At 64.9% G+C, this 23,729-nt stretch carries 16 protein-coding genes; 11 read left to right on the top strand and 5 right to left on the bottom strand.

All coding sequences use genetic code 11. The features are described 5' to 3' along the window. Window positions 1-2: 2 nt before the first annotated feature. The 3 genes from AMD14_RS22980 (at window position 3) to AMD14_RS07160 (ending at window position 3,715) form a co-directional block, all read left to right on the top strand. Entirely contained in the window at window positions 3-431 is a 429-nt protein-coding gene (locus AMD14_RS22980) for a DUF4265 domain-containing protein (RefSeq protein WP_099521965.1), read from the top strand. Between the two features lie 834 nt (window positions 432-1,265). Further along, window positions 1,266-3,194 carry an alpha-L-fucosidase gene (locus tag AMD14_RS07155; RefSeq protein WP_011050833.1) on the top strand — a complete coding sequence of 643 codons (1,929 nt, stop codon included), beginning with the start codon at window positions 1,266-1,268 and terminating at the stop codon, window positions 3,192-3,194. Window positions 3,195-3,385: 191 nt separating this feature from the next. After that, window positions 3,386-3,715 (top strand): hypothetical protein, encoded by a 330-nt coding sequence (locus AMD14_RS07160; RefSeq protein ID WP_003488253.1) that lies wholly within the window; start codon window positions 3,386-3,388, stop codon window positions 3,713-3,715. Window positions 3,716-3,941: 226 nt separating this feature from the next. On the opposite strand, the gene galA is transcribed toward AMD14_RS07160, so the two are convergent. The 4 genes from galA to AMD14_RS07180 all read right to left on the bottom strand — a co-directional run bounded on the left by galA (window position 3,942) and on the right by AMD14_RS07180 (window position 12,500). Continuing rightward, the gene (gene galA / locus AMD14_RS07165; RefSeq protein ID WP_011050834.1) at window positions 3,942-6,506 is read right to left on the bottom strand and encodes a beta-galactosidase GalA; all 2,565 of its coding nucleotides are present in this window, start codon (window positions 6,504-6,506) and stop codon (window positions 3,942-3,944) included. After that, window positions 6,503-7,714 (bottom strand): glycoside hydrolase family 53 protein, encoded by a 1,212-nt coding sequence (locus tag AMD14_RS07170; RefSeq protein ID WP_011050835.1) that lies wholly within the window; start codon window positions 7,712-7,714, stop codon window positions 6,503-6,505. The genes galA and AMD14_RS07170 overlap by 4 nt, the downstream gene beginning before the upstream one ends. A gap of 189 nt (window positions 7,715-7,903) precedes the next feature. After that, window positions 7,904-10,597: a TonB-dependent receptor gene (locus tag AMD14_RS07175; protein ID WP_011050836.1), complete on the bottom strand. Its 2,694-nt coding sequence runs from the start codon at window positions 10,595-10,597 to the stop codon at window positions 7,904-7,906. Window positions 10,598-11,114: 517 nt separating this feature from the next. Next, window positions 11,115-12,500, bottom strand: coding sequence for a helix-turn-helix domain-containing protein (locus AMD14_RS07180; protein WP_011050837.1), 1,386 nt, complete (start codon window positions 12,498-12,500; stop codon window positions 11,115-11,117). Between the two features lie 138 nt (window positions 12,501-12,638). Between AMD14_RS07180 and AMD14_RS07185 the strand changes: the two genes are divergently transcribed. The 6 genes from AMD14_RS07185 (at window position 12,639) to AMD14_RS07210 (ending at window position 19,559) form a co-directional block, all read left to right on the top strand. Further along, complete coding sequence (locus AMD14_RS07185) at window positions 12,639-14,144, top strand: CoA-acylating methylmalonate-semialdehyde dehydrogenase (RefSeq protein ID WP_015462978.1); 1,506 nt, start codon at window positions 12,639-12,641, stop codon at window positions 14,142-14,144. A 10-nt stretch (window positions 14,145-14,154) separates the two neighbouring features. Then, entirely contained in the window at window positions 14,155-15,336 is a 1,182-nt protein-coding gene (locus tag AMD14_RS07190) for an acyl-CoA dehydrogenase family protein (protein WP_011050839.1), read from the top strand. After that, window positions 15,333-16,130, top strand: coding sequence for an enoyl-CoA hydratase (locus AMD14_RS07195; RefSeq protein WP_011050840.1), 798 nt, complete (start codon window positions 15,333-15,335; stop codon window positions 16,128-16,130). The genes AMD14_RS07190 and AMD14_RS07195 overlap by 4 nt, the downstream gene beginning before the upstream one ends. After that, on the top strand, window positions 16,130-17,317 hold the full coding sequence (locus AMD14_RS07200) for an enoyl-CoA hydratase/isomerase family protein (protein WP_015462979.1): 1,188 nt from the start codon (window positions 16,130-16,132) through the stop codon (window positions 17,315-17,317). Before AMD14_RS07195 ends, AMD14_RS07200 begins: the two co-directional genes overlap by 1 nt. 154 nt (window positions 17,318-17,471) lie before the next feature. Then, window positions 17,472-18,374, top strand: coding sequence for a 3-hydroxyisobutyrate dehydrogenase (mmsB, locus tag AMD14_RS07205; RefSeq protein ID WP_171843834.1), 903 nt, complete (start codon window positions 17,472-17,474; stop codon window positions 18,372-18,374). 219 nt (window positions 18,375-18,593) lie between these two features. Continuing rightward, window positions 18,594-19,559 (top strand): cation diffusion facilitator family transporter, encoded by a 966-nt coding sequence (locus tag AMD14_RS07210; protein ID WP_003488234.1) that lies wholly within the window; start codon window positions 18,594-18,596, stop codon window positions 19,557-19,559. A gap of 230 nt (window positions 19,560-19,789) precedes the next feature. On the opposite strand, the gene AMD14_RS07215 is transcribed toward AMD14_RS07210, so the two are convergent. Continuing rightward, the gene (locus AMD14_RS07215; RefSeq protein ID WP_011050843.1) at window positions 19,790-21,871 is read right to left on the bottom strand and encodes a 3-hydroxyacyl-CoA dehydrogenase NAD-binding domain-containing protein; all 2,082 of its coding nucleotides are present in this window, start codon (window positions 21,869-21,871) and stop codon (window positions 19,790-19,792) included. 235 nt (window positions 21,872-22,106) lie between these two features. On the opposite strand from AMD14_RS07215, the gene rpoE reads away from it, so the two are divergent. Next, a complete protein-coding gene (gene rpoE / locus AMD14_RS07220; RefSeq protein WP_003488227.1) occupies window positions 22,107-22,727 on the top strand; it encodes an RNA polymerase sigma factor RpoE in 621 nt (206 codons plus the stop codon). Next, window positions 22,724-23,620, top strand: coding sequence for a sigma-E factor negative regulatory protein (locus tag AMD14_RS07225; RefSeq protein WP_003488224.1), 897 nt, complete (start codon window positions 22,724-22,726; stop codon window positions 23,618-23,620). Before rpoE ends, AMD14_RS07225 begins: the two co-directional genes overlap by 4 nt. Window positions 23,621-23,729: the final 109 nt, after the last annotated feature.

Genomic DNA, 23,729 nt, shown 5'->3' on the forward strand with positions numbered 1-23,729 from the left:
AGATGAGCGCAGATGAGTTGATGTTCCGATTAGCGGTTGAGGATGCTTGGCCACCAGTTGCTAAGGAGTGCCTTGTCTGCACCGTTGTGTCGTCAGGCTATCGAATTGAAGTTCCACCTTTTTTTATAAAAGAAATGTCTGTAGGTGATTTGATTACTATCCAGCGTGACTCTGAAGGTGACGTCATTTCCTGGTCGCATTTGGTGAAGTCAAGCCGAAGCACCTTGTGGCTAATGGCTTACGGGGACTATTCGGTCGAAGGCGTGCTGGACGGGTTGAAGCGACTGGGCTGCAATGTTGAGGATCTGAAGCAGTTTCGTTACTTCTCTATAGATGTGCCTGAGGATTGCTCTCTTGCGGACTTAGACCAGTGTTTGGATGGGCTAGATGAAGAAAACTCCGCGTTGGCGTATCCGTCGTTCCGGCATTAATGATTGCTCAGCACCATCTCAAGAAGTAGGGGCGGCGGACGTAGTGACCTGCGGCTGGGACTTGTGAGTCCTTGACCGCGGGTGAGCCAATTCTCAGCCAGTGAGTTGTAGCCACAACAACAGCAGCTCGCGCAGCCGAGCCGCGTTGGACTACTGCGGATAGAGCCGCTACGCTGCTCGCGGGCTCCGGCGAGCCAGCAACGGTGCTTGCGGCCAACTTCAATCGCTACTGGTATGCGAACAACAATCCTTATCGGTTCAAATTTCTCGACCCAATACAAAGAGGCCTGCACTGATGCCGGCCTCGCAGTTTCCAGAGCTGATTCCTCTCGGTGACCGGCGTATTAATCGACTCCTCCATGTTTTGAGTTCTGTGCTGTCAGGCAGGAGTAAGACCTTCAGCTGGTCAACTGAAGCCACAACACGAGCAGCACCATGGGAAGTCCGCTGAGCATCGAGCTGACCCAGAAATCTCCCATCACGGTCAGCGGGGTCATCATCCACCCAAGATACCGAATACCCTCGGACGGCAGGCAAGCTGGAACGGCAGCGCCGGTAGCGTCACGCTGTCTTGCTTTCAGCGGTACATGGTGGCTTGTAGGAGCAGATTGGGACGCCTCCCGCGGATGCCATAGGGCTGAAGGCATCAATGTTCTGAGGCAGGCCGCCGTCAAGCCGCGAACGGCTGCGGTTTGCTTCGCACGCTCTCCAACGCCATCCGCCCCGGGGCCAACCCGCACGCGGTCCTTTGCACAACCGCTTTTGGCTTGGTGGGAGGACGCTTCGCCGTTGGAAAAGCTAAGATCGAAACTTGTGCAAAGTCGGAAGTCGCCAATGATCGATCGTCGTACCTTTCTTGCCACAGGTGTGGTGGCCGCTGCCGCCAGCTTCGGCGCGTCGGCAGCGCGCATTGCGCAGACGCCGCGTGCCAACGGTCCGGCGCCGTGGGGTGCGGTGCCCAGCCCGCGCCAGCTGCGCTGGCATCGGTGGGAGCAATACGCCTTCGTGCATTTTGCGATGAATACCTTCACCGACAAGGAATGGGGCTACGGCGACGAGGATCCGCGCAAATTCGATCCCAGCGATTTTTCAGCCGACCAGATCGTCGCTGCTGCGAAGGCCGGCAATCTGAAAGGGCTGATTTTCACTGCCAAGCATCACGATGGATTCTGCCTTTGGCCGACACGCCTGACCGAGCACTGCATCCGCAATTCGCCCTACAAAAACGGCAAGGGTGACATCGTCGGCGAGATGGCCGCGGCGTGTCGACGCGCCGGCCTGGCCTTCGGCATCTATCTCTCCCCCTGGGATCGCAACCACGCCGAGTACGGTCGCCCCGGCTATCTGGACTATTTCCGCAAACAGATCGTCGAACTCTGCACAGGTTACGGCGACCTGTTCGAGTTCTGGTTCGACGGCGCCAATGGCGGCGATGGCTATTACGGTGGGGCGCGCGAATCGCGCAAGATCGATGCGCCTGCGTACTACAACTGGCCGCGGATGATCGAGCTGGTGCATCAGCATCAGCCAATGGCATGTACCTTCGATCCGCTCGGTGCCGATATCCGGTGGGGCGGCAACGAAGATGGCATCGCCGGCGATCCATCCTGGCCGACGATGCCCAATGGGCCGTACACCCAGGAAAACGGCAATTCCGGCGTGCGCGGAGGAGCGCTGTGGTGGCCGGCCGAAACCAACACCTCGATCCGTCCGGGCTGGTTCTATCACGCCGACGAAGACGGCAAGGTGCGGAGCCCGGAGAATCTGGTGCGCTATTTCGACACCTCGGTGGCGCGCGGTACCAACATGAACCTCAATCTGCCGCCCGACCGACGCGGCCGCATCCCCGACCACGACGTGGCGGTGCTGCAGAGTTTCGGCGACGCGATCCGCGCCAGCTTCGCCATCGACCTGGCCAAGGGCGCCAAGGCCAGTGCCAGCGCCTCGCGCGGTGCCGGGTTCGAGCCGGCGCGCGTGCTCGATCGCCAGCCGGACAGCTACTGGTCCACGCCGGACGAGGTCACCACGCCAACGCTGACGCTGGAACTGTCGACGGTGCACAGCTTCGACCTGATCCGGTTGCGGGAGTATCTGCCGCTGGGCGTGCGCGTTACCCGCTTCGCGGTCGAAGCCGAGGTCGATGGGCAATGGCGGCGGCTGGCCGAGGCGCAGTGCATCGGTGCACAGCGGATCGTGCGCCTGGAGCGCCCGATCGCCGCACGCCGGGTGCGCCTGGTCGTGCTCGAGGCGCCGGTCTGCCCGGCGATCAGCGAATTCGCGCTGTTCCGCGCCGTTGCGCCGGTGCCGGTCGCGCGGCCGACGGCGAATGCACCGGACGTGCTGTCCACCGCCGGCTGGCGCATCGTCGAGGCGAGCGCGCCAGGGGCGGAGACCTTGCTCGACGACGATGCCAGCACGATCTGGATCACGCCCGCACCGACGCCGGGCCATCCCGTGCAGGCGACGATCGACCTCGGCGCGTCGCGTCAGGTTGCTGGGTTCAGTCTCACGCCCTCGCGCGCAGTGATGACCGGTGCGGCGCCGCCGAAGGGCTATCGCGCCGAAACCAGCGAAGATGGCCAACACTGGCAGCCGGCCGGCGCCGGCGAGCTCTCCAACATCGCCTATGCGCTCTCGACCCAGCGGCTGAATTTCCCAGAAGTCCGCCAGATCCGCTATCTGCGGCTGTCGTTCGCGGAAACTGCCGTGCCCGCCGAGCGGCTGGCGATCGCAGGGATCGGTGCGTTCTCGCGCTTGCGATGAGCGCGTGCGCTCCCGCGCGGCCATGCGCCGCGTGGGAGGGGATCGCTAGGTGGAGACAGTTCCGCGCGTTGAATGACATCAGGCGAAGCGATGAAGCGGGAACTGGCCGCATTCGCACCACGTGGTGAACCTGAATCTTCAACCTGCCTTGCACGCCACCGTTCCAGAGGGGGCGCTATGGTGCGCGGCGCATGACGCAAGCGAGTTGGTTGGATATGGAACAGAAACAACACGAGTGGATGCAGGCGGTGACCGAGGCGCTCAGCGATCTGCTGGCCGCGCGCGTGGCCCAGGCCACGCTGCTGGAGGCGATGCTGGTCTCGCATCCGGATCCGGTGATGCTCAGAAAGGCGTGGGATGAATTGTCGTCCCAGCGCATCGCCTATGTGGCGCAGAAGAAAGCCCTGGCCGACGACCCGCGCCCGATGGACGCCCAGACATTGGAGCAGTTCCGCGCGTGGGAAGAAAAGCTCAACCGCTATTTTCCGCGCGACCCGGCTGCCGGAGGTGCGCAGACCTGAAGCTGCCGCTGTCACGCAACCGGTAGGGAGCTGCCCCGTCAAGACTGCCGACGATGGCCTGGCCGTGGCCAGAGCCCGCAAGCGATCTTTCTAGCCGGAATCACCTGCTCGATCATCGCCGTCAGCAAACACACCGATGGATGGCCTTCGACTCGCCTATGGCATCGCGACGCTACCGAGGCCACCACTGGCCCAGGTAACGCAGCACGTTCGGTCGCCGTGCGTTTCAAGCCACCGATGCGCGCGATCGCGTGGGCTCGGCAGGCAGGCGTAGCGTGGACGAGGTCAGCCCAGGCGCGGTGGCCTGCAGCACAATTTCGCCGCTGCTGCGCGTGGTTTGCAGCAGTGCCGCACACAGGCCGTTGAACGCCTTGCGCCGCGGCGCCTTGTCGTCCTCGTGGCTGCTGGGATCGCCATTGCCGACCCCAATCAGCCGTGCGGGTCCGCGTAGCGCGAACTGCACCAGGCTGTCGGCGGTCGGAACCAGGCGGCCTTGTGCATCGAGGATTTCCACCTTCACCACGGCCACATCTTCGGCATCGGCACGCAGCGTGTTGCGATCGCAGCTCAAGCGAATCGCCGCCGGGTTGCCTGTGGTTTCGCGACGCTCGCTGAGTACCAGCTTGCCGCCGCGATAGCCGCGCGCTTCGATCGTGCCGGGCGCATAGACCACGCGCCATTCGACATGGCCGTAGGCCGGCACCTGCTGCAGGCCCTGGCTGACGCCATTGACCAGCAGTTCCACCGCCTCGAGATTGCTATGGCACCAGACCGCGATGCGGCCGTTGTCGTCGGGCTCCAGCAAGCCGTCCCAGTTCCAGTGCGGGAACAGATGCAGTACCGGTTCGCTGGTCCATTGCGCGCGGTAGTACCAGTAATTGTCTTTCGGAAAACCGCAGCTATCGAGTACGCCGAATTGCGAAGCCACATTGGGCCAGCGGTTGTAGGGCGTGGGCTCGCCGCGATAGTCGAAGCCGGTCCAGATGAAGCCGCCGGCAATGTAGGGGCGTTGCGCGACATAGCTCCACCAGGCTTCGGCGGTGCTGGCCCACCAGGGGTGGTCCAGGTCGTAGGCGCGGGTGTAACCGCGTTGGTCATCGCGCCGATAGTTGCCGCGCACCGACACGGTGCTGCCGGTTTCGCTGCCGTAGATCGGGATGTTGGGGTATTGCGCGTGGAAGCCGTCCATCTGGCTGGTGCGGTAGTTGAAGCCGACCACATCCACCACCTGGCCCACGCCATCGCCAAAACCTTTGTCCATCGCGAAGGTCGTGGGGCGGGTGGGATCCAGCTGGCGCACGCGTTGTTGCATGCGGGTCACGATGCGTGCACCGCGCGCGGTCACTTGCTGCGGCTCTTCGTTGCCGAGCGACCACAGGATGACGCTGGGATGATTGCGGCCACGCCGCACCATCGTTTCCAGTTCGCCCATCGCTTCCGGGTCGGTGGACATGCGGCGGGTTTCTTCGATCACCAACATGCCGAGGCGGTCGCACAGCGCGAGTAATTCCGGCGTGGCCGGATTGTGCGAACTGCGGTAGGCATTGCAGCCCATCGACTTGAGCTGGCGCAGGCGCCATGCATGCAAGGCGTCCGGAATGGCGGTGCCGACGCCCGCGTGGTCCTGGTGATTGTTGGTGCCATGCAGCTTGAGCGGTGCGCCGTTCAACAGGAAACCGCGTTGTGCATCGAAGGCGATGCTGCGTACGCCGAACGGCGTCACCAGCGCATCGACTGCAGTGCCGTCGCTATGCACGCTGGTAGTCAGGTGGTAGAGCTGCGGGGCGTCGATCGACCACAGCACCGCCTGCCCGAGCGGCAAGGTCTGTTCGACCACCTGCACCTGGCCGGGCGCGACGGTGGCCACTGCGCTGGACGCTTGCGCCACGGTGCGTCCATCCGGTGCGGTGATGCGCGCCTGCACCACGCATCGGCGCGGCGCGCTGCCCTCGTTGCGCACTTCGGTGGAGAGCTGCGCAGTGGCGTTGCCATCCTGCACGGTGCTGCGCACGAACACGCCGTCTTGCGGGATATGGACTGGGTCGGTCTTCTGTAGCCACACGTGCCGGTAGATGCCGGCGCCTTCGTAGAACCAGCCTTCGCCCAGCGTGGCATCCACGCGGATGGCGATGATGTTGGGCTTGCCGTAGTCGAGCACGTCGCTGAGGTCGACTTCGAAGCCGCAGTAGCCGCTCGCGTTGCGGCCGACGATGTGTCCATTGCAGAACACGATGCACTCACGAAACACGCCATCGAACACCAGGCTGATGCGCTTGCCCAGGTCGCTGGCCGGAATCTGAAGCGTGCGCCGATACCAGCCCACGCTGTTCTCCGGGAAACTCGTGCCCAGCGGCTTGTAGCCGTGCGCAGCGGCCGGGTCTTCCTCGGTGATGGAGGCCGAGATGGGCTCCTGCCGAAACGGCAGGCCGACGGCCCAGTCGTGCGGCAGATCCACCTGCTGCCAGGCACTGTCGTCGAACGCCAGTTGCGCGGCGGTCGCGGTGTCCTTGCCGGCCTTGGCGAAGGTGCGTTGGAACGTGCCGAATTCGAAATCGCGCGCCGCATCGCTGCCATGGCCCAGGTGGAAGCGCCAACCGAAGTCGAACAGCAGACGCTCACGCGGTGCCAGCGCTGCGTCGCCTAGTGCCGATGTCGAGACGCTGTTCTTGGCTGCAGGTGCAGCCGTCGCGCCAGCCGACGCCACTGTGCCGGCTGCGCCCACCGGCAGTGCGGCGCTCACCCCACTGGCAAGCATGCCGCGCAGCAACTCGCGCCGATTGATGCCGCTCATGGCTGCGTCCTTTTTTCGGCCTCTGCAGGGACGTGCTGGCTGTCCGCATGACGCTTGCGCGCGTCAGCTTTGATCGCTGCAGGCACACCGGTATACGGGTGGCGCATGAAGTCGATCGCCGGCAGCACCTCGTTGCCGTGCTTGAAGTCGAAGAAGCTGGCGTTTTCCCACGACGAGCCGGTACCCCAGCGCGTTTTGCAACGGCTGCTGGTCCATGCCGGCTCCCAATACACCACGCCGGCACCGCCGGTATCGATCACCAGCTGGGTGAGGTCCACCATGTAGCGTGCCTGGCCTTGCGGCGTGGCCGGGTAGCCGGGAATCAGCGAGTCTTCGCCGAGCAGATTGTGCGAGGTGTCGCCGGAGTCCAGCGTCCACGGATACGCGGTTTCCACCACCACCACATCGGCGTCGTAGCGGCCGCGCAGACGCCTGATGGTCCTGCCCAGCTCGGCCATCGATTGCGTGGACCATTTGCGGTAGTAGCTGATGCCGATCAGATCGAAATCGGTGACGCCGGCCTTGGCGGCGTCGGCGAACCACGGCTCCACATTTTCCGGCTGGGCGATATGCAGCATCACCCTTGGTTTGATCGCCGAGCGTGCGGCCATGTCGCGCACCGCCTTGATGCCGGCGTTGAACAGCTTGGCGTTGCGCTGCCAGTCGATGGGGCGCTTCTTGTCCCAGGGCGTGCTGTCCATCAGGTCGGAATTACTTTCGTTGCCCACTTGTACCAGCTCTGGCATCAAACCGGCGCGGTCGAGTGCGCTGAGCGTGTCGTAGGTGAAGCCATACAGCGTGCGCGCCAACTCGTCGGTGTCGGTGATGCTGGCCCAGGCCTTGGGGATCAATTGCTTTTCGCCGTCGGCCCAATCGTCGGAGTAGTGCAGATCTAACAAGACCTGCATGCCTTGCGCGCGTGCACGTGCAATGGTTTTCTTCACGTCGGACAGGTCGCTGTACTTGGTCCAGCGCGCATCGTTCCACAAGCGTACGCGCACCAGATTGGCGCCGTGGGCGTGGAAGAGTTCGAATGGATCGGTGACCACGCCGTTCTGGCGGTATTGCACGCCGCATTCTTCCATCTCGTTGACGTAGGACAGGTCCGCGCCGAGATACAACGCGGCGGGAGCCGGGGCGGCGTGTGCGAAGGTGGAAATGGCCAGCGCCAGGAGCGCGGGCGTCCAGAGACGGCGTGGTGAGCGCATGCAATTCCTCGACAGGGACAACGTGGAGCGGGTGACAGCATGCCGCAGGCGGCCGTGCTGCTGCGCGGCCGCTGTGCAGAATCCAAACGTGGCTTGCAGATTGGATTCCACACGGCGGCTGCGGTGTTATGCAGGTGTGCAGCGATCAGATCGGCTGCGCAGCAGCATGTGCAGCCGATCGAGCAATGCCTAGAACTTGTAGGTTGCTTCCAACTGGTAACGACGACCGAATACCTGGTAGCCGCCATCGTCCTGATTGGCCAGGCGATTGGGCTTGTTGTCGGTGTAGGCGCGCAGCGGCTCGTTGGTGAGATTGCTCGCCTGGAAGCGGAAGCCGAGCTGCTTGCTGTACTGCCAGTTCAGGCTCAGATCCACCGTGCCTTCGCTCTGCAGGCGCGCCAGCCGCGCGGCATTCCAGCCGTACACCACCGTGTAGGGGCTGTGGTACTTGTAGCCCACGCGCGCTTCGAAGGTGCCGCTGCTGTACCACAGGTCGAAGGTGCCGGTCTTGCGTGCCAGCCCGCTCAACGGCAGCGGGTTGTCTTCCGGCGAGAATTCCTTGAGGTTGGAATCCACCAGCGAATAGTTCGAGTAGACGCCGAAGTTTTCCATGTGCGGGATGAAGTAGAACGGCGTCTGGAAGGTGAGCTCCACGCCATTGATGTAGCCGCCACCGCCATTGAACGGCGCGCTGACCAGGTAATCCAGGCCGTTGATCACTTCGCGGTCGGTGCGGTAGCCGATGCTCGAATCCACTTCCTTGCGATACACGGCCAGGGCGGCGAGCGCTTCGGTATGGAAGTACCACTCGTAAGAGACATCGACCTGGGTGGCCTTGAACGGGTCCAGCTGCGGGTTGCCGCCGCTGCCGGTGAGCTGGCCAACGGTCACGCTGGGGTCGTCCAGACGGCGGCCGGTGCGCAGTTCGTCCAGCGGCGGACGCGCGATGACCTTGGCCACCGCAAAGCGCAGGATGCGCTGGTCGTCGATCAGGAAATTGAGCGTGGCGCTGGGCAGCACGTCGGTGTATTCCTTGCTGCCGGTGCTGGGCTGGATGGTGCTGCCGACCGAATCGAAACCCTCGCTGGTGGTCTTGGTGTTGACCAGGCGCACGCCGACATTACCGGTGACATCGGTGCCGAACAGCTGCGAGCTGAAGACCGCTTTGGCGAAGGCTTCGCGCACGTCTTCCTTGACGTTCCAATGGTCGAGCAGTTGTTCGTCGAGCGTGCTCGGGTCGAACCCGCCAAAGCCGATGCGTGCGATCTCGGCCATGTTGCCGCCGGTCAGCGTGGGCACGTTCAAGTCGGGCATGGTGACCGGGTAGATCAGGTCCTGATACTCCGAGATCGGCTGATCGTAGCCGGACTGGTTGCTGAGGAAGCGGCGGTTCTGTTTTTCGCGACGCGCGGCGCGTGCGCCGAGTTCCAGCGACGTGAACGGGCCGGCATCCACGGCGCGGCTGGCATTGAGTGCCAGCGCAGCGATCTTGTCGCGCAGTGCCTGCGGCTCGGTCTGCCCGGCAATGCCGTATTCGGGCGTGTCCGAGCTGGTGCTGATGGTGGGCGTGACGCTGCGACGGAAATCGAACGAGATGGTGTCCGGGTTGCTGCCGAAACGCACCGCCTGCCAGGTGTTGTCGCGCTTGGCCTGCGAAAACGACAGGTCGCTGCCCAGGGTCCACACATCGCCGCTCCACTTGGCGTTCAAACCGCCGGCGGTGAGTGTCTTGACCTCGTTGTAGTGGCTGACCACATGGTCGACCTGCAGGTTCGAATTGGCCAGCGTGCCGGCCACCACATCGCCATCGACGATGGTGTAGGACGAGCCCGGCGTGGTGTATGGATTGGTGCTGCCGGAGAAGGTGCTGAAGGCCAGCCCGTTGAACCAGTTCTGCAATTGGTCTTCGTCGATTTCGATGCGCGAATACAGGCCGTCGAACTTCAATTCGACATTGCCCGAGCGCCACTGCACGGTGCCCATCGCGCCAGTGCGGGTCTGGTCGATCAGCTTGAGCTGGTCGGCCGCGCCCCACGGGGTCGGGTCCACGGTGCCATCGCCATCCACATCGCGGGAGGTGGTGGCATCGGTATAGCCCCAGCTGCCGATCGACGAGCTGGCGTTCTTCTGCTTCTGGTACGTGGCGCCGAAGGCGACCGCCAGGTTGTCGTTGAGCTTGTGCACCCAGCTGGCGCCGAAGCGGCTGCCCCACGGGCTGTAGCCGTCCACATCCTTGGCGTGGTCGTAGAACACCGGGCCGGCGGTGCCGACGAATCCCGGCCCGGTGTAGTCCAGCGGGCTGATGGTGGAGATGTCCACGGTGGCCGCAAGACCGCCGGCGACCAGATCAGCCGACTGGGTCTTGTAGACCTTGACGGTGGAGACGATCTCGGTGGGGAACACTTCCCAGCGCACGGCGCGGTTGGGCTCGGAGGAGGCGATTTCGCGCCCGTTGACGGTGCCCATGGTCATGCGCGGACCCAGGCCGCGCACGGTGGCCAGGCTCTCGTTGCCGCGGTCGCGGGTGCCGTTGACGCCAGGCAGCCGCACCAGCGCCTCGGCCACGGTGACATTGGGCATCTGACCCATGTTGTCCGCGGAGATCACTTCCACGACATGATCGGACATCTGCTTGGCCTGCACCGCCTGATTCAGGCTGGCGCGCTGGCCGATCACGGTGATGTTGTCCAGCGTCACCGGCGTTTGCCCGTTGCCAGCAGCCGGGCTGGCGTCGCCTGCGGGCGGGGCGGCGGGAGCGCTGTCCTGTGCATGCGCGCCGAACGCGGTGGCCAGCACGCAAGCGATGGTGGTGTACAGGATGGCCGGAACTGGCGTGCGGCGCAGGCGCCGACTGGCCGGGTGGCCGCTATGGTGAACAGGCATCGGTTGATCCCTCCCAGGACAAAGTGACCGAATACGGTGGTAGCTGCTGGTGCGGCCAGCCGCATGGAGCGGGGCTGGCGCGTCCGCGCGGGTGTGGCCAGTGGTGCTGTGCTGCGTGATCAGTGTTGGTCGTTCGTGTGCGTGACGCCGAAAGCGCGCTGCGTCGCGCTGACGTCCCCCTGTCTTGCATGTGTCCGCTTCAGGGTAGAAGCGCAAGCCATTCCATTCCAATGAAGCATTTTGCGACAGCTATCTCGGCTTGGAATGCTGCGCTGCGGCACTCGCGTTTGCTTGTTCCCTCGGAGGTGAGGGCGTGATGCGGCAGAGGCTGCGGCATTGGGGCCGGTACTTGGCTGACGTGGCCCGATGGGATGGCCCAATGATGTTGCCGCTCTTGTGCGCGGCAGGAGCGCCAGATTGGTCGATGCAATCAGGCCAGGTGCAGTGCGTCCGTCGTTGCGATCGCGGGCCAACGCACGGTCACTCCCGACGACCAGATTCCATTCCCACCAAGCCGCTAACGCGCGCGCGCGGGCAGGCGTGGCAGCGCAGGGAATGCGCGCTGCACGCAGTCGCTGCGCTCGCATGTCAGGCAGCCCGGGCCGATCGGTACCGCATCGTCCACCGCGTTCAGATCCCAACCGCGCGCATACACCAGTTGGTCGGCGTGGCGCAGGTCGCAGCCCATGGCCAGGGCAAACGTCTTGCGCGGGCGGCCATACCCGGGTGGACCGCTGCTGACCTGGCGGGCCAGCCAGAAATAGCGCCGGCCGTCGGGCATGCGCGCGATCTGGGTAAGGATGCGGTCGGGCTGGTTGAACGCCTCATACACGATCCACAGCGGGCAGGCACCGCCGACATGCGAGAAATGGAAATCGGTGGCCGAGTGACGCTTGGACACATTGCCGGCGCGGTCCACCCGCATGAAGAAGATCGGCAAACCGGCTGCCCCCCGCCGCTGCAAGGTGCTGAGGCGGTGACACACCGCTTCGAAGCCCACGTCGAAGCGGTCGGCCAACCATTCGATGTCGTAGCGCGAGGTTTGTGCGCTGTGCAGGAACGCGCTGTACGGCATCACCAGCGCGCCGGCGAAATAGTTCGACAGGCCAATCCGCGAGAGCGCGATGCGCTCGGCGTCCGCGAAACCGGCATCGGCAATGCGCGCGTCCAGCAGCGGCGCGCATTCCAGCAATGCCAGCTGCGCAGCCATCTGGAACGCCTGCTGGCCCGGCCGCAAGTGCGCCGGCAGCCACAGCACGCGCGCCTGCGCATCTAAGCTCCGCTTGTCGCGATGCAGCTCGGGGGCGTCCTGCACCAGCAGGCCGTGACGCTCGGCCAGCCGTTGACGCAGCCGCAGCGGCAGATTTTCCGGGGTCAATCCAAGTTCGGCGCAAAGCGCTTCGGCGCGCTCGTCCAGTTCGGGCAGATAGTTGTGCGCGCGGTTGAAGTAGTCGCGCACCTGCTCGCCGGGCGAGAGCGATGGCATCGCGGCGTGCTCGACCCCGATCTGCAGTTCCAGCGCAGCGTTGCGTTCGAGCAGATGTTGATGGGCGCGGTGCAGATCCAGCAGCGCCTGGGCCACCTGCGGCAGGTTGCCGGTCAGCGCACGCAGTTCGGCCGGCAACAGCGTATGGCCCAGGCTGCGCAGCGACTCGTCCAGTGGCTCCACCAGTGCGGCCGGGTCGTCCAGGTCCAGCAGGCCGTCCAGCTCGCCCAGCGCGGTCTTGAGCCGCTGCTGGATGGCCAGGGTGAGTGGGCGCTGATTGCGCTCGATCTGATTCAGATAGCTTGGCGACAGTTCGAGCCGGCGCGCCAGTTCGGCCTGGGTCAAGCCATGGCGCTGGCGCAGCCGCTGCAGGCGCAGCCCGAGCTGGTGGCGGAGTTGAGCGTGCGACTGAGGCATTCGCAAGATTTGCAAAATTTTGTTCCCAGCTTAGCGCAATTAAGCAATCGCGGGCTGGGAATGGAAGGTATCGATGCGAACAATGCGAAGAAATGGCCCGCCACGGCCCGATGTCCTTCTTCACTAGCGAGCCCTGCAATGAGCGAATCCGTCCCCCGCGTCTCCCTGTTGATCGATGGCGAGTTGGTGGTGTCCGCCAGCACGCAGTGGCAGGATGTGGTCAACCCGGCCGACCAATCGGTGCTGGCCCAGGTGCCGTTCGCCACCACCGCCGAAGTGGATGCCGCGGTGGCGGCGGCCAGCCGCGCCTTCGTGACCTGGCGCAAGACGCCGATTGGCACCCGGGCGCGTATTTTTCTCAAATACCAGCAGCTGATCCGGGAAAACATGCCTGAACTGGCTGCGCTACTCAGCGCCGAGCAGGGCAAGACCCTGGCCGATGCCGAAGGCGATGTGTTCCGTGGTCTGGAAGTGGTGGAGCACGCCGCGGCGATCGGCAATCTGCAACTGGGCGAGCTGGCCAACAACGTCGCCAATGGCGTGGACACCTATAGCCTGCTGCAGCCGTTGGGCGTGTGCGCGGGCATCACCCCGTTCAACTTCCCGGCAATGATTCCGTTATGGATGTTCCCGATGGCGATCGCCACCGGCAACACCTTCGTGCTCAAGCCCTCCGAGCAAGATCCGATGGTGACCATGCGCTTGGTCGAACTTGCCCTGGAAGCCGGCATTCCCAAGGGCGTGCTCAACGTCGTGCACGGCGGCGAAGAAGTGGTCAATGCGCTGTGCGATCACCCCGACATCAGGGCGTTGTCGTTTGTCGGTTCCACCAAGGTGGGCACGCACGTTTATCGACGTGCCTCGCTCGCCGGCAAACGCGTGCAATGCATGATGGGCGCCAAGAATCACGCCGTGGTATTGCCCGACGCCAATCGCGAGCAGACGCTCAATGCGATGGTCGGCGCCGCGTTCGGTGCCGCCGGGCAGCGCTGCATGGCCGCCTCCACGCTGGTCTTGGTTGGTGAATCGCGCGCGTGGATTCCGGAGTTGGTAGCCAAGGCCAAGAGCCTGAAAATCGGCGCAGGTAACGCCCCGGGCACCGAGGTCGGTCCGCTGATTTCCTGCGCCGCGCGCGCGCGGGTAGAAGGCTTGATTGCCTCCGGCGTGGAGCAGGGCGCCACCTTGGAACTGGATGGTCGCGCACCACAGGTGCCGGGTTTCGAGCAGGGCAATTTTGTCGGCCCGACCATCTTTTCCGGCGTCAAACCCGGCATGCGGATCTACGACGAAGAGATCTTCGGGCCGGTGCTGGTGATCCTGGAAGCCGCCACGCTGGACGAGGCCATTGCCTTGGTCAACGCCAACCCCAACGGTAATGGCACGGCGCTGTTCACCCAATCCGGCGCGGCTGCGCGGCGTTTCCAGGAAGACATCGACGTGGGTCAGGTCGGCATCAACGTGCCGATTCCGGTGCCGGTGCCGCTGTTCTCCTTTACCGGCTCGCGCGCTTCCAAGCTCGGCGACCTGGGTCCGTACGGCAAGCAGGTGGTGATGTTCTACACCCAGACCAAGACCGTGACCGCGCGCTGGTTCGACGATCAGACGCTGGGCCATGGCGTCAACACCACCATTTCCCTCAAGTGACCCGATCGCCATGAATGCAGCCATCCAGCTCCATCCCAATACAGCCGATTTGAACGACGAGCAGGAAGCCTTCCGCGCCGCCGCCCGCGACTTCGCCGACAAGCAACTCGCCCCGCACGCAGCGCAGTGGGACGCAGAAGGTCACTTCCCGCGCGAGGCCATCGCCAAGGCCGCCGAACTCGGCTTTTGCGGTCTTTACACCGATGAAGGCGTCGGCGGCCTGGGCATGCGCCGGCTCGATGCGGCAGTGGTGTTCGAAGAACTCGCCACGGTGGATCCGTCCACCTCCGCCTTCATCAGCATCCACAACATGGCCACCTGGTTGATCGCCAGCTATGGCACCGACGCGGTGCGCGCGCAGTGGGGCCAGGCGATGACCAGCGGCGCCAAGCTGGGCTCGTACTGCCTGACCGAACCGGGCAGCGGCTCGGATGCGGCATCGCTGAAATCGCGCGCGCAGCGCGACGGCGACAGCTATGTGCTCAACGGCAGCAAGGCCTTCATCTCCGGCGCCGGCGCAACCGACGTGCTGGTGGTGATGGCACGCACCGGCGAAGACGGTGCACGTGGCATCAGCGCCTTCGTGGTGCCGGCCGATGCGCCTGGCATCAGCTACGGTCGCAAGGAAGAGAAGATGGGCTGGAACAGCCAGCCCACGCGCGGTGTGAGCTTCGAAAACGTGCGTGTTCCGGCCGAGAACCTGCTGGGCAAGGAAGGCGAAGGCTTCAAGATGGCGATGAAGGCGCTGGATGGTGGCCGCATCAATATCGCTGCGTGTTCGTTGGGCGCCGCGCAAGGCGCGCTGGATGCCGCGCGTCGCTACATGGGCGAGCGTCGCCAGTTCGGCAAGAAACTGGCCGATTTCCAGGCGCTGCAGTTCAAGCTGGCCGACATGGCCACGCAGCTGGTGGCTGCGCGGCAGATGGTGCACACCGCCGCGCGCAAGCTCGATGCCGGCAGCCACGATGCCACCGTGTGGTGTGCGATGGCCAAGCGCTTCGCCACCGATGCCGGTTTTGCCATCTGCGACGATGCCTTGCAGATCCATGGCGGCTACGGCTATATCCGCGAATACCCGATCGAGCGTTTGCTGCGCGACAGCCGTGTGCACCGCATTCTGGAAGGCACCAACGAGGTGATGCGCATGATCGTGGCGCGTCACTTGCTCAATGGCGAGGAGCAATTGCGATGAGCGATTGGGAAGGACGCCTCCATACCGGTCTGCAGGTCGAGCGCGATGGGCACGTCGCCATCGTGACCTTGAGCAACCCGCCGGCCAACACCTGGACCGTGCACAGCCTGGCGGCCCTGCGCGACCTGGTGCGCGCGCTGGATGCAGATCGCAGCATCTACGCGCTGGTGATCACCGGCGAAGGCGAGAAGTTCTTCAGCGCCGGTGCCGATCTCAAGCAGTTCGCCGATGGCGACAAGGCCAATGCACGTGGGGCTGCGCGCCGGTTCGGCGAAGCGTTCGAAGCCTTGAGCGCATTTCGTGGCGTGTCGATTGCCGCAATCAACGGCTATGCGATGGGGGGCGGGCTGGAATGCGCATTGGCGTGCGATCTGCGCATCGCAGAGCAGCACGCACAGCTCGCATTGCCTGAAGCCAGCGTTGGCTTGCTGCCGTGTGCCGGCGGCACCCAGAACCTGCCGCGCCTGGTCGGCGAGGGCTGGGCCAAGCGCATGATCCTGTTGGGCGAGCGTATCGATGCGGCAACCGCGCAGCGCATCGGCCTGGTGGAAGAGGTGGTCGGCAAGGGCGAGTCGCGCGCGCTGGCGGTTGCCTGGGCGCAGCGTGCCGGTAAACAGAGCCCGGTCAGTGTGGCGGCGTGCAAGCAGCTGGTGCAGTCCACGCGCCATGGCACCCACGCAGCGGCATTGATTGCCGAGCGCGAAGCCTTCGTGGATCTGTTCGAGCACGCCGATCAGGCCGAAGGCGTGGCCGCATTTCTGGACAAGCGCGCGCCGCAGTGGAGCAACCGCTGATGGCGCAGGTCAGCGCAACCGACGAGGCAGCGGTGCTGTTCGAGCAGCGTGCGTGCGCCGATGGGCACCGTATCGGCATCGCTACCTTGAATGCGCCCAAGACGCTCAATGGCCTGTCGTTACAGATGACGCGGCTGCTGGATGCGCAGTTACGTGTCTGGGCTGAGGATACGCAGATCGCCTGCGTGGTATTGCGTGGCGCCGGCGACAAAGCGTTCTGCGCTGGTGGCGATCTGCATGGCCTGTACCAGAGCATGCGCGCGCACCGCGATGCAGTGCCCGACGCTGCAGCGCGACGCGCAGCGCCGCAGGCCAACGTGCATGCTGCGGCATTTTTCGAGGAGGAATACCGGCTCGACTACCGCATCCATACCTATCCGAAGCCGCTGCTGTGTTGGGGCCACGGTATCGTGATGGGCGGTGGCATCGGCCTGATGTCCGGCGCTAGCCATCGCGTGGTCACCGAACGCTCGCGCCTTGCCATGCCGGAGATCAGCGTCGGCTTGTTCCCGGATGTGGGTGGCAGCTGGTTGTTGCGTCGCGTGCCCCAGGGTGCTGGCCTGTTTCTGGCGCTGACTGGTGCGCCGCTGGATGCCAGCGATGCGATGTACGCGGGGCTAGCAGATGTGCGCCTGGAGCATGCGCAGTACGTAGCGGTGCTGGATGCGCTAAGCGCGCACGCATGGACAGGCAATGCCGACGACGACCGCACCCAGCTCGGCGCATTCCTGCATGGCATCGCGCAACCGACCGAACCGGGCCCGTTGCAGCTCCACGCGCAGTTGATCGAACGCCTGGTATCCAGCGAGTCACTGGAGCACATCGTCGCTGCAATCATGGCGCTGCAAAGCGAAGACAGCTGGCTGCAGGCCGCACGCGCCACCTTGGCGGCCGGTGCTCCTGGATCGGCGCGCCTGGCCTGGGAGCTGTATCGCCGTCCGGGCACCACGACGCTGGCCGACACCTTTCGGACCGAATACGTGGTCGCATTGCATGTGGCGGCGCATGGCGATTTTGCCGAAGGCATCCGCGCGCTGTTGATCGATAAGGATCGTCAACCGCGTTGGCAGCCTGGATCGCTGGAAGAAGCCGATGCGCAGTGGGCCGCAGACTTCTTTGTCGCGCCCTGGTCGCCTGCATCGCATCCGCTTGCCGATCTGGGGGCAGGCGAGTTGGGTGTGCATTGAGTGGCTGGCAACTTGCGAAGTACGTTCGGCTCACGCCGGATTGCAGCGCGGTTGCCATGTCGCACCTGCGTCGTCGCAGCTGAAAACCGGCGGTGGCTCCGCGCGCGCCAGCAATCGGTGATGATCCCGGCCATCTATTGAAGATGGTCCTATTTTGGAAACCGACACCATGAGCAAGATCGCTTTTATCGGCCTGGGCAATATGGGCGGGCCAATGGCTGCCAATCTGATCAAGGCCGGGCATCAGCTGCGGGTGTTCGATCTCGCACCGGCTGCCCTGGATGCTGCCTCAGCGGCTGGCGCGCATGCTGCCAGCTCCGTGCAGGATACGCTGGTCGATGTCGAGGTCGTGATCTCGATGCTGCCTGCGAGCCGCCACGTCGAAGGGTTGTACCTGGGCGAATCCGGCATCTTGGCGCAGATCCCGGATGGTGCCCTGGTCATCGACTGCAGCACCATCGCACCGTTATCCGCACGCAAGGTGGCCGACGCGGCCAAGGCGCGTGGCCTGACGATGCTGGACGCCCCGGTCTCCGGTGGCACGGCCGGTGCCGCAGCCGGCACGCTGACCTTCATCGTCGGCGGCGCTGCCGATGCGCTGGAGCGCGCGCGCCCGGTGCTGCAGGCCATGGGCAAGAACATCTTCCACGTCGGCGACAATGGGGCAGGGCAGGTCGCCAAGCTGTGCAACAACATGGCCTTGGGCGTGATCATGGCGGCCACGGGCGAAGCGCTGGCGCTTGGCGTCGCGCAAGGCCTGGACCCTGCGGTGCTGTCGCAGATGATGGCGGTCAGCACCGGGCGCAGCTGGGCTACCGAGGTGTGCAACCCGTGGCCCGGCGTGCTGCCCAATGCGCCGGCGTCGCGTGGGTATAGCGGCGGCTTCGGCAACGACCTGATGCTCAAGGATCTGGGTTTGGTTGCCGAGTCGGCGGTGCAGGCCGGCGTGTCGATTCCGCTCGGTGAGCTGGCGCGCAACCTGTATGCAATGAACAGCCAGGCGGGCAACGGGGCGCTGGATTTTTCCAGCGTGGTCAAGCTGTTCGCCAAGCTCTAACGAGCCACCTGGCTCGCGCCGCGGATTGTTGGAAGGGCGGTGCGGACCAGACATGCTTCCAGGCCGTGACTGCAGGCCTCGCGCCCCGCAGTAGCGCAACCACTGCGCTCTGCGGCCCGCCGCACGGCTCGCGTGATGTGATGTCATTACGCACAGGTGTAATAGTCTCCGCCATCGCGTGCGCCTAAGGTGCGCGCATTGCAGCAGGCCACGATATCCATGGGACACGACCACAACCACGCACCCAGCGAAATCCGTCACGAAGCGCCCTTGTGGTGGGCACTGGGGCTGACCGCCACCTTCCTGCTGGCAGAGATCGTCGGCGCATTCGTGACCAACAGCCTGGCGCTGCTGTCCGACGCTGCGCATATGGCCACCGACACCGTCGGACTGATGATTGCGCTGGTCGCGGTGCGCCTGAGCCGTCGCCCGGCCGACGCGCGTCGCACCTATGGCTATGTGCGGCTCGAAGCGCTTGGCGCATTGGCCAACGGCGCGCTGCTGTTCGCAGTCGGCGCCTATATCTTGTGGGAAGCCGCGCAGCGCTTTCGCGCACCGCAGGACATCTCTTCCAGCGGCATGCTGTTGATCGCCGGCTTCGGCCTGGTGATCAATCTGGTCGCGATGAAGCTGCTGCACGCCGGCAGCGGCGAAAGCCTCAACGTCAAGGGTGCCTATCTGGAGGTGTGGAGCGACATGCTCGGCTCGGTGGCGGTGATCGTCGGTGCCTTGCTGATCCGCTGGACCGGCTGGCAATGGATCGACCCGGTGTTGGCCGTGCTGATCGGCCTGTGGGTATTGCCGCGCACCTGGGTGCTGCTGCGCGAGGCGATCAACGTGTTGCTTGAAGGCGTGCCCAAGGGGATCGACCTGGCCCAGGTGCAGCAGGCGCTGACCAGCCACCCTGGCGTCGAAGACGTGCACGACCTGCATGTGTGGGCATTGGCCTCCAGCACGCCGGCGCTCACCGCGCACATCGTGGTCAACGAGGCCACCGACCGCGACCGTCTGCGTGACGCGCTCGGCGCCCTGTTGCATGAGCGCTTCGATATCGCCCACGTCACCTTGCAGGTGGAAAGTGGCGACTGCGGTACTGAGCCTTGCGGCACACCAAAGCCGGCTGCAGACGCTGGCCATGACGCGCACCATGAGCACGGTCATGCGCACGGGCATTCCCATCATTAACGTCTGGTAGCAGCAGCTCGGCAGGTCATCAAATTAGCGTGGATCGACCGGCACAATCCACGGAAAGGGTCCGGCACTGGCGCAACCTACCTAGCGCAACCTATCTAGATCGACTGCGACTGCCAAGTAATCGGTGCCAGCATCTGCACGCTGCGACCCTGACGCAAAAAGAAGGCTGCCAACGGCAGCCTTCTTGCAAATCAGACTTTGTCGATAGATACCTGCCGGCCTCAGGCCACCGCTTCCCGTAACAACGGTGAGTCCCACCCCGGGCGCGGCGCGAAGCGTTCGCCATAACGGGCATGCAAGGCCTGCAGGCGCTCCAGTAGCGCGTCTGCGCCGACGCTGCGGATGTATTGGATCGGGCCGCCACGGAAAGGTGCGAAACCTGTGCCGAAGATGACGCCGGCGTCCAGCAGGTCTGCGTCGGCCACCACGCCGTCGTGCAGGCACGCTACCGCTTCGTTGAGCAGCGGCAGGATCAAGCGATCTTCCAAATCCGCCGGTGCAGCGTAACCGCTGGCAACCTCGGGTTTGACGGCGCGTCCGTTCTCCCACTTGTACAGGCCCTGGCCGTCCTTCTTGCCGCGCTTGCCGGCTTCCACGGTCGCCAGTGCCGCCGGGATGGGCAAACGCAGGAATGGCGCCAACTCGGCACCCACGCCGGCCGCCACATCCAGGCCCACGGTGTCGATCAATTCGATCGGCCCCATCGGCATGCCGAACTTCACTGCCGTCTTGTCCAGCACGGGGCCGGGAATGCCCTCGGCATACGCGGTGGCCGCTTCGAGCAGGTAGGGGAACAGCACCCGGTTGACCAGGAAACCCGGCGTGCCGGCCACCGGCACCGGGAACTTGTCCAAGGTCTTGCAGAACGCAGCCAGGCGCGCGACGTTGGCCGGATCCAGGCCATCGTGCTGCACGATTTCCACCAGCGGCATCATCGCCACCGGGTTGAAGTAGTGCAGGCCGGCAAATTGCGCCGGGCGCTGGATGTGGCCACGCAAGTCGGTCAGCGGAATCGACGAGGTATTGGTCGTCAGCAATGCATCCGGCTTGAGTTGCGGCTCGATCGATTGATACAGATCGCGCTTGGCCTGCGGGTTTTCGATGATCGCCTCGATCACCAGGTCGGCCTGCGTCACGCCCGCGCCGGCCAGGTCGCCGCGCAGACGCGCCGCCACTGCCGGCCGCTTGGCATCGTCCTTGACGCGCTTGGCGAACAGCTCGCCACCGCGTGTCAGCGCCGTATCGATAAAACGCTGCTCGCGGTCCTGCAATGTGACGTCGAAGCCCTTGTAAGCCGCCCAGGCGGCGATATCGCCGCCCATGACGCCGACGCCGATCACATGCACATGGCGAATTGGGGCTACGGCCACGCCGGCTGCGTCCTTGCCGCCCAGCCCTTTCAGACGCTCGGTCAGGAAGAAGATCCGGATCAGGTTGCGTGCGGTCGGCGTGCTGGCGAGTTTGACCACCGCCTTGCGTTCGGCCGCCAGGCGCGCCTGGATGCCGCTACCGCCCGCCCGCTCCCAGACGTTGATCAAGGCATAGGGCGCCGGGTAATGCTCCTTGCGCGCCTTGCGCCCCACCTGCTTGCGCATCTGCGGCGCCAGCAGTTTGCGCGCCAGCAAGGTGTTGGTGGCCCATGCGGTGGCGCGTTGCTTGAACGCACGGGTGGTGCCGGCGAGCGCCAGGCTGGCGGCCGCATCCACCAGCACGGCAGGCGCGGCGACCTTGTCGACCAGGCCCATCGCGCGCGCGGCCTTGGCCGACACCGTGCGGCCGGTGAGCATCAGATCCATCGCCGCCGGCGCACCGATCAGGCGCGGCAAGCGGGCGCTGCCGCCCCAACCAGGGAAGATGCCGAGCTTGGTTTCCGGCAGTCCGATGCGCGTACTGCCATCGTCGGAAGCCACGCGGTAGCGGCAGGCCAGCGCGATTTCGGTGCCGCCGCCCATGCAGAAGCCGTGAATCGCCGCGACGGTGGGGCACGGTAGTTCGGCTAGCTTCTGGAAGACCTGCTGTCCACGATGGATCGCATCGTTGACCGTGCCCTTGCGGTCGAATTCCTGGAATTCCTTCAGATCGGCACCGGCGATGAAGCCGTTGGGCTTGCCCGAACGCAGCACCACACCCGTTGGCGGATCCAGCGCCAGCCGTTCGACCAAGGCGCCCAGCTCCAGCAGTACCTCCTGCGAAAATGCGTTAACCGGTGCGCCCTGCCGATCGAGGCTGAGCACGACCACGCCGTCCTCGCGCAGATCGGCCTGCCAATGGCTGAATCGGAGCCCGTCGAAACCTGGAAGCATGCGTCTAGCCGTCCGGCGTTAGAATGAAAGGTCGTTATCATCCAGAGGTTGTTTCCTTCACGTCAAATACCCATACCTGTCGACAGGGGAGACCGGCGCTTGCGCGTGGCGTCGCCAGCGGTGCATCGCAGCCGCTACCCTGATGCGTGACGGTCGTACGGATCGGTATGAACTTTTCTTTTCAATGGCGGTCTCATTGCCCGACTTCGGTGGGCTGACAGGAGTGCGGCCCGACATGGCCGAAGTCGATACACCTCAGGAGCTGGACCTGGAACTGGTCCGGCGTGTGCAGCGCGGCGAAAGTGCGGCGTTCGATGTGCTGGTGCGCAAGTACCAGCATCGGATCGTTGCCTTGATCGGGCGCTACATCGCCGACTGGAGCGAATGCCAGGACGTTGCCCAGGACACGTTCGTGCGCGCCTACCGCGCGATCAACAGTTTTCGGGGCGACGCCCAGTTCTATACCTGGCTGCACCGCATTGCCGTCAACACTGCCAAGAACCATCTGGTTGCGCACAACCGCCGCCCGCCCACCGACGACATCGAGATCAGCGATGCCGAACAATTCGATGGAGCGACACGGTTGCGCGACACCGATACCCCGGAGCGCGAATTGATGCGACAGGAGCTGGAACAAACGGTGATGCGCGCGGTCCAAGCGCTACCGGAAGAACTTCGGTTGGCCATCACCCTGCGCGAGGTGGAGGGCCTGAGCTACGACGAAATCGCGCAAAAGATGGATTGCCCGATCGGAACGGTGCGCTCGCGCATCTTCCGGGCGCGCGAGGCCATCGACATCGAGCTGCGGCCTCTGCTGGAGACCGAAAGCGCTACCCGTGAGCGACACCGCGTATGAACCAGAACTCTGCCATGTCCACCACCGACAAATTCGAACTTCACTATCGCCAGCAGCTGTCTGCGCTGGTCGACGGCGAATTGAGTGCCGACGAGTCGCGATTTTTGCTGCGCCGTCTGGCCCACGACGAAGAATTGGCCGGCTGCCACGAGCGCTGGCAGTTGTGCGGCGATGTGCTGCGCGGTGCGGCCAGTGCGCCGGCGCCGCTGGATTTTGCGGCGCGTGTGCGCGGCGCCATTGCCGAGGAGCCGGCACCGCAAGCACAGCCGGCGGCCCGCCCAGGCGCACGTTGGCGCTGGGGCGGCGGTGCAGCGATTGCCGCTTCGGTCGCGGCGATCGCCATGTTCCTGGCGCGCGAGCGCCTGCCCGACACCGCCGCGCCCGGTGTTGAAACGACCCCCGTCTATGCCACAGCTGCCCAGCTTCCGCCTGCCTCGCAAGCGCCGCAGCTGCCTGAGGCACCGAAGGCGCCGGCCGCACCGGCTCCGGGAACGCCGGATGAGGTGGCCGCGCTTGCTGCAGCCGTGCCTGCCGCTGCGCTGGCATCTACTCGGCGCGGCGCGGCAACGCGCAACCAGCAAGTCGCACGCAGTGCGGCTGCGCGTCAGCAGCAGGCGCCGAGCCGCCTGGTCGCTGCGGCAGCCCCGGCACCCACGGGCACCGCATCTGCGGTTGCGGCGACGCCGTCCAACCCGTTCACGCATCCGGATACCACGCTGCAGGCACGCCCGTGGCCGCGCGCGGCCTTGTCCGGGGCTGGCGAAAGCTCGCTCAATGCCAGTTTCCGCCAGAGCCAGCCCGGCACGGCGTTCTATCCGTTCGAACCCGCGCCACAGGCAGTGACCAGCCCGGCGCCGAACCGGCCGGCACCGGCGCAGCCCCCGCAGGACTGACCCTGTCGCCGGCCTTCATCCGTTCGGCTATCTCCCTCCCATTATCGTGCCGGGCCCGTGTTGCTACGCGGGTTCTGGCTCCTGTCGCCCTGCCATCGGAGGCAACCTG

This window comes from Xanthomonas citri pv. citri, assembly GCF_000961215.1.
GTDB classification, from domain to species: Bacteria; Pseudomonadota; Gammaproteobacteria; order Xanthomonadales; family Xanthomonadaceae; genus Xanthomonas; species Xanthomonas cissicola.

What these genes read in the sequence shown, in the direction of transcription:
- galA (WP_011050834.1), bottom strand. Translation starts at nt 6,506, where the DNA reads ATGAGCGGCATCAATCGGCGCGAGTTGCTGCGCGGCATGCTTGCCAGT.
- AMD14_RS07200 (WP_015462979.1), top strand. Translation starts at nt 16,130, where the DNA reads ATGGCGCAGGTCAGCGCAACCGACGAGGCAGCGGTGCTGTTCGAGCAG.
- AMD14_RS07225 (WP_003488224.1), top strand. Translation starts at nt 22,724, where the DNA reads ATGAACCAGAACTCTGCCATGTCCACCACCGACAAATTCGAACTTCAC.
- AMD14_RS07185 (WP_015462978.1), top strand. Translation starts at nt 12,639, where the DNA reads ATGAGCGAATCCGTCCCCCGCGTCTCCCTGTTGATCGATGGCGAGTTG.
- AMD14_RS07195 (WP_011050840.1), top strand. Translation starts at nt 15,333, where the DNA reads ATGAGCGATTGGGAAGGACGCCTCCATACCGGTCTGCAGGTCGAGCGC.
- AMD14_RS07210 (WP_003488234.1), top strand. Translation starts at nt 18,594, where the DNA reads ATGGGACACGACCACAACCACGCACCCAGCGAAATCCGTCACGAAGCG.
- AMD14_RS07155 (WP_011050833.1), top strand. Translation starts at nt 1,266, where the DNA reads ATGATCGATCGTCGTACCTTTCTTGCCACAGGTGTGGTGGCCGCTGCC.
- AMD14_RS07175 (WP_011050836.1), bottom strand. Translation starts at nt 10,597, where the DNA reads ATGCCTGTTCACCATAGCGGCCACCCGGCCAGTCGGCGCCTGCGCCGC.
- rpoE (WP_003488227.1), top strand. Translation starts at nt 22,107, where the DNA reads ATGGCCGAAGTCGATACACCTCAGGAGCTGGACCTGGAACTGGTCCGG.
- AMD14_RS07170 (WP_011050835.1), bottom strand. Translation starts at nt 7,714, where the DNA reads ATGCGCTCACCACGCCGTCTCTGGACGCCCGCGCTCCTGGCGCTGGCC.
- AMD14_RS22980 (WP_099521965.1), top strand. Translation starts at nt 3, where the DNA reads ATGAGCGCAGATGAGTTGATGTTCCGATTAGCGGTTGAGGATGCTTGG.
- AMD14_RS07180 (WP_011050837.1), bottom strand. Translation starts at nt 12,500, where the DNA reads ATGCCTCAGTCGCACGCTCAACTCCGCCACCAGCTCGGGCTGCGCCTG.
- AMD14_RS07160 (WP_003488253.1), top strand. Translation starts at nt 3,386, where the DNA reads ATGACGCAAGCGAGTTGGTTGGATATGGAACAGAAACAACACGAGTGG.
- AMD14_RS07215 (WP_011050843.1), bottom strand. Translation starts at nt 21,871, where the DNA reads ATGCTTCCAGGTTTCGACGGGCTCCGATTCAGCCATTGGCAGGCCGAT.
- AMD14_RS07190 (WP_011050839.1), top strand. Translation starts at nt 14,155, where the DNA reads ATGAATGCAGCCATCCAGCTCCATCCCAATACAGCCGATTTGAACGAC.